Below are 10100 nucleotides of genomic sequence, written 5' to 3' on the forward strand. Positions count from 1 at the left end.
TCCCGCCGGAAGGCGACTGCGGGACCGTCGGGGCTGCGCCGCACCGCCACGACCGACTCCCGTGCGATGGCGACTGCGGAAGCGTGGTGGCTGCGCCGTGCCGCCACCACGCCCTCCCGCCGGAAGGGGACTGCGGGACCGTCGGGGCTGCGCCGCACCGCCACGACCGACTCCCGTGCGATGGCGGGTGCGGGAGCGTCGGGGCTGCGCCTGGGCTTCGGTGCGTTTCGCTGGGTCTGGTGCGTCGTCACCGCGCGCTCCCGCCGTCGGGTGGGCTATTGGGGTCAGGGGGTCTCTGGTGGGGTTGGGCCTGCTGCTGCCTCGTGCATGGCCAGTTCCAGGAGGGAGGGGTCGGTGAGGGTGCCCGAGCCGTCCGGGGGGATCAGCCAGCGGACGGTGCCGGTCGAGCGGCCCGGGTAGGGGACGACGATCCAGGTGTCGGCGCCGGCCGTGCGGATGCCGGTGCCGATCCAGCGGGCTGCCGTGCCCGGCGGGACGAAGAAGCCCATCCGGTCGTCCGCGAAGTCGAGCAGCACGGGCCCGGGCCGGTCGAGGATGCGGGTGAGGACGTCGAGCGTGGGATGGCCGAGCTCGCCCGGCAGGATCAGTACGTCCCAGGCCTTGCCGGCGGGCAGCAGGGCGACCCCGAGGGGGTTGCGCTCCCATTCCCAGCGGCAGGCCTCGGGGTCCTGTGCGACGGATGCGAGCCAGTCGACGGCCGTCTTCGCCCCAGCCATGAGAAGACCTCCCTTTCTTGTGGACGCGTGCGCGTCACAAGGGGGAGGGAGGTCCCCCATCTGGCATTACGTGCGTTCCGGGCCCCCGTTGGAGTGAATCAGCTGTCGAAGCCCAGGCCCAGCCGGTCCATCGTCCGCAGCCACAGGTTGCGCCGCCCGGCGTGCGCGTCCGCCCGCGCCAGCGACCACTTGGTGAGGGCGATGCCCGTCCAGGCGAACGGCTCGGGCGGGAAGGGCAGCGGCTTCTTGCGGACCATCTCCAGCGAGGTGCGCTCGGTGGTCTCCCCGGCCAGCAGGTCCAGCATCACCTCGGCGCCGAACCGGGTGGCGCCGACGCCCAGCCCGGTGTAGCCGGCCGCGTAGGCGACCCTGCCCTGGTGCGCCGTACCGAAGAACGCCGAGAAGCGCGAGCAGGTGTCGATCGCGCCGCCCCAGGCATGGGTGAAGCGGACGCCCTCCAGCTGCGGGAAGCAGGTGAAGAAGTGCCCGGCGAGCTTGGCGTAGGTCTCCGGCCGGTCGTCGTACTCGGCACGGACCCGGCCGCCGTACGGGTAGATGGCGTCGTAGCCGCCCCAGAGGATGCGGTGGTCGGCGGAGAGCCGGAAGTAGTGGAACTGGTTGGCGCTGTCGCCGAGGCCCTGTCTGTTCTTCCAGCCGATCGACGCCAGCTGGTCTGCGCTCAGCGGCTCCGTCATCAGGGCGTAGTCGTAGACCGGCACGGTGTACGCCCGCACCCGCTTGACCAGGCTCGGGAAGATGTTCGTGCCGAGGGCGACCTGCCGGGCGCGGACCTGCCCGTACGGGGTGCGTACGGCCATGCCGGCGCCGTACGGCTTCAGTGTCAGCGCGGGCGTGTGCTCGTACACGCGGACGCCGAGGCGTGCGCACGCCTGTTTGAGGCCCCACGCGAGTTTGGCCGGGTGCAGCATGGCCACGCCCCGGCGGTCGTGGAGGCCCGCCTCGAAGGTGGGTGAGTTCACCTGCTCGCGGACCGCGTCGGCGTCGAGGAACTCGATGCCGTCGGCGAGGCCCTTGCGTTCGAGTTCCTCGTACCAGTCGCGCAGTTCCCACGCCTGGTACGTCTCGGTCGCGACGTCGATCTCGCCGGTGCGCTCGAAGTCGCAGTCGATGCCGTGCCGGGCGATCGCCGCCTCGATCTCGTCGAGGTTGCGCTCGCCCAGCTTCTGCAGCTGGTGGATCTCGTCCGGCCAGCGGGCCAGGCCGTTGGGCAGACCGTGGGTGAGGGAGGCCGCGCAGAAGCCTCCGTTGCGGCCCGAGGCGGCCCAGCCCACCTCGCGGCCCTCCAGCAGCACCACGTCCCGCTGCGGCTCGCGCTCCTTGGCGACGAGCGCGGTCCACAGTCCGCTGTAGCCGCCGCCGACGACCAGCAGATCGCAGGTCTCGGCGCCGGTGAGCGCGGGCTCGGGGCGGGGCTTGCCGGGGTCTTCCAGCCAGTACGGGACCGGCTGGGCTTCGGAAAGGGACTTCGTCCAGTTGCTGTCTCTGCCACTGTTCATGGCGCTTGGGGCCATGATTTCAACTCCCTACGAGAGGTTTTCCAGCAGTTTTTTATTTTGCCGGTGAGGATTTATGCCTTTTGTTTGTTGCGGCGGTTTCCGATGACCATGGAGGTCAGGACGAGCAGTACGGCGACGAGGAACATGGCCGTACCGATGACATTGATCTGCACGGGCGTTCCGCGCTGCGCCGAACCCCAGACGAACATGGGGAAGGTGACGGTCGAGCCCGCGTTGAAGTTGGTGATGATGAAATCGTCGAAGGAGAGCGCGAAGGCGAGCAGCGCGCCCGCCGCGATGCCGGGGGCGGCGATCGGCAGGGTGACCCGGACGAAGGTCTGGAAGGGGCCGGCGTAGAGGTCCTGTGCGGCCTGCTCCAGCCTGGGGTCCATCGACATCACGCGCGCCTTGACGGCCGTGACGACGAAGCTCAGGCAGAACATGATGTGGGCGATGAGGATCGTCCAGAACCCGAGCTGGGCGCCCATGTTGAGGAACAGAGTGAGCAGCGAGGCCGCCATGACGACCTCGGGCATCGCCATGGGCAGGAAGATCAGCGAGTTCACGGCCCCGCGGGCGCGGAAGCGGTAGCGGACGAGCGCGAAGGCGATCATCGCGCCGAGGACGGTGGCGCCGAGCGTCGCCCAGAACGCGATCTGGAGGCTCAGCGACAGCGAGCCGCACAGGCCGGCGACCCCGCACGGGTCCTTCCAGGCGTCCGTGGAGAACTGCTGCCATGCGTAGTTGAAGCGCCCCTTCGGTTTGTTGAAGGAGAAGACGGTGACGATGACGTTGGGCAGCAGGAGATAGGCGAGTGTCAGAAGTCCCGCCATGACGACGAGGTTGCGCTTGAGCCAGTTGACGAAGGGCATTTCAGACCAGATCCTCCGTCCCGGACCTGCGGATGTAGAAGGTGACCATGAAAAGGATCGCGGCCATGAGGATGAAGGAGAGGGCGGCCGCCGTCGGATAGTCCAGAACGCGCAGGAACTGCGTCTGGATCACGTTTCCGATCATGCGGGTGTCGGTCGAGCCGAGGAGTTCGGCGTTGACGTAGTCACCGGCCGCCGGGATGAAGGTCAGCAGCGTGCCGGAGACCACGCCGGGCATCGACAGCGGGAAGGTGACCTTCCGGAAGGTGGTCCAGGGCCTCGCGTACAGGTCGCCGGCCGCCTCGTGCAGCCGTCCGTCGATGCGCTCCAGCGAGGTGTACAGCGGCAGGATCATGAACGGCAGGAAGTTGTACGTCAGACCGCAGACGACCGCGAGCGGCGTGGCCAGGACGCGGTCGCCGGCCGTCCAGCCGAGCCAGTCGGTGACGTCCAGGACGTGCAGGGTGTTGAGGGCGCCGACGACCGGCCCGCCGTCCGCGAGGATCGTCTTCCAGGCGAGCGTGCGGATCAGGAAGCTGGTGAAGAACGGCGCGATCACCAGGATCATGATCAGGTTCCGCCAGCGGCCCGCCCGGAAGGCGATCAGGTACGCCAGCGGGTAGCCGAGCAGCAGGCACAGCACGGTCGCGGCGGCCGCGTAGGAGACCGAGCGCACGAACTGCGGCCAGTACTCGCCGAGCGCGTCCCAGTAGGTCGCGAAGTGCCAGGTGACCTTGTAGCCCTCCTCCAGGGAGCCCGTCTGCACGGACGTGGAGGCCTGGTAGATCATCGGCAGCGCGAAGAAGACCAGCAGCCAGAGCAGGCCCGGCAGCAGCAGCCAGTACGGCGTCCAGCGGCCCCGCCTGCGCGGTGGCTCGCTCTCTGGGGCCGCCGGGGAGAGAGGCGGGGGCGCCTCGGTGAGCGTCGTCATCAGGCGGCCGCCTCTTCTTCGAGGCCGGCGGAGCCCGTTGTCCCAGCAAGCAGGGACTGGGCGGCGTCCAGGCCGAAGGTGTGGGCGGGGCTCCAGTGCAGGACGACGTCGGCGCCGGGGACGAGCCGGGCGTCACGGTCGACGTTCTGCGCGTAGACCTCGAGTTCGGGGCAGACCGCGCTGTCGACGATGTACTGCGTGGAGACGCCGATGAAGGAGGTGGCGGTGATCCTGCCGGTGACGCGGTTGCGGCCGGCCGGTATCCCGCCCGCGTCGTCGGCGTGGGCGAGGGCGATCTTCTCCGGGCGGACACCGACCAGCACCTTGCCGCCGGCACTGGTGGGTGCGGCACAGCGCGCCTCGGGCAGCACCAGCTTGCCGTCGCCCGCCTTGAGCACGATGTCGTCACCGCTCCTGGAGTCGACCTCGGCCTCGATCAGGTTGGAGGTGCCGAGGAAGTTCGCGACGAACGTCGTCCGCGGGTTCTCGTAGAGGTCGGCGGGCGAGCCGAGCTGCTCGACGCGGCCCGCGTTCATCACGGCGACCGTGTCGGCCATGGTCATGGCCTCCTCCTGGTCGTGCGTGACGTGGATGAAGGTGATGCCGACCTCGGTCTGGATGCGCTTGAGCTCCAGCTGCATCTGGCGGCGCAGCTTGAGGTCGAGGGCGCCGAGCGGCTCGTCGAGGAGGAGCACCTTGGGGTGGTTGATCAGGGCGCGGGCCACGGCGACGCGCTGCTGCTGGCCGCCGGAGAGCTGGTGCGGCTTCTTGCGGGCCTGCTCCCCGAGCTGTACGAGGTCCAGCATGTCCTCGACCTGCTTCTTCACGCTCTTGATGCCGCGCCGGCGCAGACCGAAGGCGACGTTCTCGAAGATGTCGAGGTGCGGGAAGAGGGCGTAGGACTGGAAGACCGTGTTCACCGGGCGCTTGTACGGCGGGAGCGCCGTGACGTCCTGGTCGCCGAGGTGGACGGTGCCGCAGGAAGGTTCCTCCAGACCGGCGATCATGCGCAGGGTGGTGGTCTTGCCGCAGCCGGAGGCGCCGAGCAGGGCGAAGAAGGAGCCCTGCGGGACGGTCAGGTCGAGCGGGTGGACGGCGGTGAAGGAGCCGTAGGTCTTGCCGATGCCGGAGAGGCGGACGTCACCGCTGCTGTCTGTCGTCTTCATCGTCGTCACGCCCCAGTGAGCTTCGCGAACTTTGCTTCGTAGGCCGTCTCTTCCTTCGAGCTCAGCGAGCGGAAGGCGTGGGACTTGGCCTGCATGGCCTTGTCGGGGATGATCAGCGGGTTGTTCGCCGCATCCTTGTCGATCTTCGCCAGCTCGGGCTGTACACCGTCGACGGGACAGACGTAGTTGATGTACGCGGCGAGCTCGGCGGCCGGCTGCGGCTCGTAGTAGTAGTCGATGAGCCGCTCGGCGTTCGTCTTGTGACGTGCCTTGTTGGGGATCAGCATGTTGTCGCTGGACGTCATGTAGCCGCTGTCGGGGATGACGAAGTCGACGTCGGGGCTGTCGGCCTTCAGCTGGACGACGTCACCGGCCCAGGCGATGCAGGCCGCGAAGTCGCCGCTGGTGATGTCCGAGGTGTAGTCGTTGCCGGTGAAACGGCGGATCTGACCGCTGTCGACGGCCTTCTGGAGACGGGCGACGGCCGCGTCGTAGTCGTCGTCGGTGAACTTCCCCGGGTCCTTGCCCATGTCCAGCAGCGTCATGCCGATGCTGTCGCGCATCTCGGTGAGGAAGCCGACGCGCCCCTTCAGCTTGGGGTTGTCGAGCATGTCGGAGACCGACTTCACCTCGATGCCGTCGAGCGCCTTCTTGTTGTAGGCGATGACGGTCGATATGCCCTGCCAGGGATACGAGTAGGCCCGCCCCGGGTCCCAGTCGGGGCTGCGGAACTGGCTCGACAGGTTGGCGTAGGCGTGCGGCAGGTGGGACGGGTCCAGTTTCTGGACCCAGCCCAGGCGGATGAGGCGGGCGGCCAGCCAGTCGGTGAGGACGATCAGGTCGCGGCCGGTGTCCTGGCCCGCGGCGAGCTGCGGCTTGATCTTGCCGAAGAACTCGTTGTTGTCGTTGATGTCCTCGGTGTACTTGACCTTGATGCCGGTCCTTCTGGTGAACGCCTCGAGCGTCGGGTGGTGCTTGCCCGAGTCGTCGACGTCCATGTACTCGGTCCAGTTGGAGAAGTTGACGGTCTTCTCCTTCGCCGAGTGGTCCTCGGCGGACGTGCCGCCCTCGGTCTTGCCGGCCGCGGGGATCCCGCAGGCGCTCAGCGCCCCGAGGCCGCCCAGCGTCAGGGCGCCGCCCGCCGAGGCGCGCAGCAGCGAACGGCGGGTCATGGCGGCCCGGCCGTTGCGCAGGCTGCGCCGCATGGCGGCCACTTGGGCCGGGGTCAGGCGGTCGGGCTCGTACTGCTCCATGCGCGTGGTGCCCTTTCGGGAGGGTTCGGCCTGGTCAGCGGCCGTGGTCGTGACTATCGGTCCCCGAAGACGGTGCGGTGCCAGTCCTTGCGGACCACCGCGGTGTTGTCGAACATGACGTGCTTGATCTGCGTGTACTCCTCGAACGAGTACGAGGACATGTCCTTGCCGAAGCCGGACGCCCGGTAGCCGCCGTGCGGCATCTCGCTGATGATCGGGATGTGGTCGTTGATCCAGACGCACCCGGCCTTGATCTCACGTGTCGCCCGGTTCGCCCGGAAGACGTCCCGGCTCCACGCGGAGGCGGCCAGTCCGTACGGCGTGTCGTTGGCCAGCCGGATCCCCTCGTCGTCGCTGTCGAACGGCAGCACGACCAGGACCGGCCCGAAGATCTCGGACTGGACGATCTCGCTGTCCTGCGCCGCGTCCGCGATCAGGGTGGGGAGATAGTACGCGCCGTTCTTGAGCTCCCCCTGGGGAGCCTCCCCGCCGGTCACCACGCGCGCGTAGCCACGCGCGCGGTCGACGAAGCCGGCGACCCGGTCCCGCTGGGCGTGGGAGATCAGCGGCCCGAGGTCGGTGCCGGGAGCGAACGGATCCCCGAGCCGTACGGTCTCCATGAGGGCGGCCGTCTGCTCGACGAACGCCTCGTAGAGGGGCCGCTGCACGTACGCGCGCGTGGCGGCCGTGCAGTCCTGGCCGGTGTTGATGAGGGCGCCGGCGACCGCGCCGTGGACGGCGGCCTCCAGGTCGGCGTCGTCGAAGACGACGAAGGGCGCCTTGCCGCCCAGCTCCAGGTGGAGCCGCTTGACGGTGGCGGTGGCGATCTCGGCGACCCGCTTGCCGACGGCGGTGGAACCGGTGAAGGAGGTCATGGCCACGTCGGGGTGCCCGACGAGCCGCTCACCGGCTTCCTTCCCGGTCCCCGTGACGATGTTGACGACCCCGTCGGGAATGCCCGCCTCGGTGGCGGCCCGGGCGAAGAGCAGCGAGGTCAGCGGGGTCAGCTCCGCGGGCTTCAGCACGATCGTGTTGCCCGCGGCGATCGCCGGGAGGATCTTCCACGCGGCCATCTGGAGGGGATAGTTCCAGGGCGCGATGGACCCGACGACGCCGATCGGCTCACGCCGCACGTACGACGTGTGATCGCCGGAGTACTCCCCCGCGGACTGCCCCTGGAGATGGCGGGCGGCCCCGGCGAAGAAGCCGGTGTTGTCGATGGTCCCCGGGACGTCGAACTCCCGCGTCAGCTTGAGCGGCTTGCCGCACTGGAGGGACTCGGCACGGGCGAGTTCCTCGGCGTGGTCGGCGAGGACGACGGCGAAGCGGTACAGGGCGTCGGAGCGCTCGCCGGGAGTGGCTCCCGCCCACTCCGGAAAGGCGGCGCGGGCGGCGGCCACGGCCGCGTCGACGTCGTCGGCCCCGGCGAGCTCGTACCGGTGGACCTCCTCACCACTGGCGGGGTCGACCACGGCGTGCGTCCGGCCGGACGTGCCCTTCCTGAGGCGCCCCGCGATGTACTGAGCGCCCTCCGCGAGACGTTCCTGTACGGGAAATCGGTCCGGGGTGGCGGTGCCCGGGTTGTGCATGTCGCTCTCCTCCACCTTCGCCCCACTTTACGTGGGGGCGGGTGTCGTAGCTCCAGCTTGATTTGAGTGCCGATCCTGACAGAGCAGCGGCTCTCCAACAAGTGATTCCGTTGTTGCCTTTTGGTTACGCGACGGAATCTGTCGACCAGGTGTCGAGTTGCCCGGAAAAAGAGCGACGCACTGTCAGTGGCCCGTGCCACAGTGGCGTGCATGGAGAAGATCGATTCCTGGGAGGCCCTGGTCAGGGAGGCCCGGACGGGGGCGAGGATCAAGTACCTGCACTTCTGGGGACACCGGCCGCGCCCCGACGGACAGGTGGGCGCGAGCTGTCTGAGCCAGTGGTGGCCGTCACCGTTCGTGGTGGACGGCATCACCTACGCGACGGCCGAGCACTGGATGATGGCCGGCAAGGCCCGGCTCTTCGGCGACGCCGAAGCGGAGAAGCGGGCCCTGGCCGCCGAGCACCCGTCCCAGGCCAAGAAGGCCGGACGCCTGGTCCGCGACTTCGACGAGTCGACCTGGGAGCGCGAGCGCTTCCGGATCGTGGTCGAGGGCAGCGTCCACAAGTTCACCGCACATCCCGAGCTGCGGACGTTCCTGCTGAACACGGGCGAGCGGATCCTGGTGGAGGCGAGCCCGGTGGACCGGATCTGGGGCATCGGCCTCGCCGCGGACGACGAGGCCGCCTCGGACCCGGAGCGCTGGAGAGGACCCAACCTCCTGGGCTTCGCCCTGATGGAGGCGCGGGATCGACTGCGGGGCCGGTAGGGGCCCCGCTCAGCGAGCCGCGATCATCAGCACGATCAGGCCGATCGCCAGCAGGGTTCCGGCGACGCCGCAGATGATCCCGGCCAGGGCCTGACCGGCATTGGTGGCCTCCCCCCGCTTGGCCTTCGCCCGTCCGATCGCGCCGAAGACGATGGCGAGGGGCCCCACGAGCAGGGCGGCCGGCCACAGGCAGAACCCCCCGGCCGACACGATCCCGAGCACCATCGCGGTGATGCCCATCCCGTTCTCCGCCGGCCGCATCCCGGGCCACCCGTAGCCCGGAGCACCGTAACCGGGCTGGGCCGGATACCCGTAGCCCACGGGGTAGCCGTACGACACCTGGCCGGGCCCGTCCGGAGCGATCGGCGGCGGCGGAACCGCCCCGTCACCAGGGACCGCGAAGGGATGGGGGCCACCGGCCGCAGTCGCAGGGTCGGGCGGCGGAAAGGAAGCCGGCACCCCGTTCTCCGGTGCCGGCGGACCGACCGGACTCGCCCACCCCTGCGAGGCGCCGTCCCCCACAGCCGGACCCACGCCGGGCAAAGAGGTGACCGTCCGCTGATCGTGCACGGACGGCACAACCAACGGCTCGTCGGAAGCGACGGTCCCACCGGGACCGCTCTTGTCCAAGCTCACCTCGGGAGCCGGATCGTCCCCCTCGGAACTCGCGTACTGCGGCCCTTCGACCCCCTCGGGAACAGACCCCGGCGCACCCCACGGACCACGGGCGCCCGCCCCGCTCTCCGCCGCTCCCGCCGTCGGCACGTCGTCGGACATGCGCGGAACCCCCTCTGTCGCGTCCCGCAATGCTAAGGCCCACCCCCAACCCCCGGGACAGCCCACCCCAACCACCACCCACCCGCACCCGCACGCCAGCGGGCCATAGCAGCGCGGCGCACCTTCGGGAGCGCGCCCGCACCCGCCCTCCGCCGGAAGCGGACCACGACGGCACGGCGCAGCCACAACGCTCCCGCAACTGCGAGACGGCGGGCCCGGGTCGCAACGCCACGGCGCAGCCCCACGCATCCGCAGCCGCCATCGCACGGGAGCGAGCCGTGTCCGCTGCGGCGCAGCCACAACGCTCCCGCACCCGCGAGACGGCGAGCCCGGGTCGTGGCCGCACGGCGCAGTCCCACTCACCCGCAGCCGCCATCGCACGGGAGCGAGCCGTGTCCGCTGCGGCGCAGCCACAACGCTCCCGCACCCGCGAGACGGCGAGCCCGGGTCGTGGCCGCACGGCGCAGTCCCACTCACCCGCAGCCGCCAT

Annotated in this window: 10 protein-coding genes; 1 reads left to right on the forward strand and 9 read right to left on the reverse strand. The window is 69.8% G+C overall.

Annotation, left to right across the window (positions count from 1 at the left end; all coding sequences use genetic code 11):
* The 8 genes from ACPT94_RS41940 to ACPT94_RS41975 all read right to left on the reverse strand — a co-directional run.
* Window positions 1-251 (reverse strand): hypothetical protein (locus tag ACPT94_RS41940; RefSeq protein ID WP_425248139.1); only part of this gene is annotated, 251 nt, incomplete at its 3' end.
* Window positions 252-284: 33 nt separating this feature from the next.
* A complete protein-coding gene (locus ACPT94_RS41945) occupies window positions 285-737 on the reverse strand; it encodes a hypothetical protein (protein ID WP_425248140.1) in 453 nt (150 codons plus the stop codon).
* A 98-nt stretch (window positions 738-835) separates the two neighbouring features.
* A complete protein-coding gene (locus ACPT94_RS41950) occupies window positions 836-2269 on the reverse strand; it encodes an NAD(P)/FAD-dependent oxidoreductase (protein WP_425248141.1) in 1434 nt (477 codons plus the stop codon).
* Between the two features lie 56 nt (window positions 2270-2325).
* Window positions 2326-3126: an ABC transporter permease gene (locus ACPT94_RS41955; protein WP_360352013.1), complete on the reverse strand. Its 801-nt coding sequence runs from the start codon at window positions 3124-3126 to the stop codon at window positions 2326-2328.
* Between the two features lies 1 nt (window position 3127).
* A complete protein-coding gene (locus tag ACPT94_RS41960; protein ID WP_360352010.1) occupies window positions 3128-4057 on the reverse strand; it encodes an ABC transporter permease in 930 nt (309 codons plus the stop codon).
* On the reverse strand, window positions 4057-5223 hold the full coding sequence (locus ACPT94_RS41965; protein WP_360352007.1) for an ABC transporter ATP-binding protein: 1167 nt from the start codon (window positions 5221-5223) through the stop codon (window positions 4057-4059). Before ACPT94_RS41965 ends, ACPT94_RS41960 begins: the two co-directional genes overlap by 1 nt.
* 5 nt (window positions 5224-5228) lie before the next feature.
* Window positions 5229-6476: an ABC transporter substrate-binding protein gene (locus tag ACPT94_RS41970; protein ID WP_425248142.1), complete on the reverse strand. Its 1248-nt coding sequence runs from the start codon at window positions 6474-6476 to the stop codon at window positions 5229-5231.
* A 53-nt stretch (window positions 6477-6529) separates the two neighbouring features.
* Window positions 6530-8065, reverse strand: a complete 1536-nt coding sequence (locus ACPT94_RS41975; RefSeq protein WP_425248143.1) for a gamma-aminobutyraldehyde dehydrogenase — start codon at window positions 8063-8065, stop codon at window positions 6530-6532.
* Between the two features lie 210 nt (window positions 8066-8275).
* Here ACPT94_RS41975 and ybiA point away from each other — a divergent pair, with 210 nt between their 5' ends.
* The gene (gene ybiA, locus ACPT94_RS41980) at window positions 8276-8833 is read left to right on the forward strand and encodes a riboflavin biosynthesis intermediates N-glycosidase (protein WP_425248144.1); all 558 of its coding nucleotides are present in this window, start codon (window positions 8276-8278) and stop codon (window positions 8831-8833) included.
* A gap of 9 nt (window positions 8834-8842) precedes the next feature.
* On the opposite strand, the gene ACPT94_RS41985 is transcribed toward ybiA, so the two are convergent.
* Entirely contained in the window at window positions 8843-9073 is a 231-nt protein-coding gene (locus ACPT94_RS41985; RefSeq protein WP_425248146.1) for a DUF4190 domain-containing protein, read from the reverse strand.
* Window positions 9074-10100: the final 1027 nt, after the last annotated feature.

Origin of the sequence: Streptomyces aurantiaciflavus, from assembly GCF_049808595.1 — a bacterium.
In the GTDB taxonomy this organism is placed as follows: Bacteria; Actinomycetota; Actinomycetes; order Streptomycetales; family Streptomycetaceae; genus Streptomyces.

Coding starts and splice junctions, on each gene's coding strand:
- ACPT94_RS41945 (WP_425248140.1), bottom strand. CDS start 737: ATGGCTGGGGCGAAGACGGCCGTCGACTGGCTCGCATCCGTCGCACAG.
- ACPT94_RS41950 (WP_425248141.1), bottom strand. CDS start 2,269: ATGGCCCCAAGCGCCATGAACAGTGGCAGAGACAGCAACTGGACGAAG.
- ACPT94_RS41955 (WP_360352013.1), bottom strand. CDS start 3,126: ATGCCCTTCGTCAACTGGCTCAAGCGCAACCTCGTCGTCATGGCGGGA.
- ACPT94_RS41960 (WP_360352010.1), bottom strand. CDS start 4,057: ATGACGACGCTCACCGAGGCGCCCCCGCCTCTCTCCCCGGCGGCCCCA.
- ACPT94_RS41965 (WP_360352007.1), bottom strand. CDS start 5,223: ATGAAGACGACAGACAGCAGCGGTGACGTCCGCCTCTCCGGCATCGGC.
- ACPT94_RS41970 (WP_425248142.1), bottom strand. CDS start 6,476: ATGGAGCAGTACGAGCCCGACCGCCTGACCCCGGCCCAAGTGGCCGCC.
- ACPT94_RS41975 (WP_425248143.1), bottom strand. CDS start 8,065: ATGCACAACCCGGGCACCGCCACCCCGGACCGATTTCCCGTACAGGAA.
- ybiA (WP_425248144.1), top strand. CDS start 8,276: ATGGAGAAGATCGATTCCTGGGAGGCCCTGGTCAGGGAGGCCCGGACG.
- ACPT94_RS41985 (WP_425248146.1), bottom strand. CDS start 9,073: ATGGGCATCACCGCGATGGTGCTCGGGATCGTGTCGGCCGGGGGGTTC.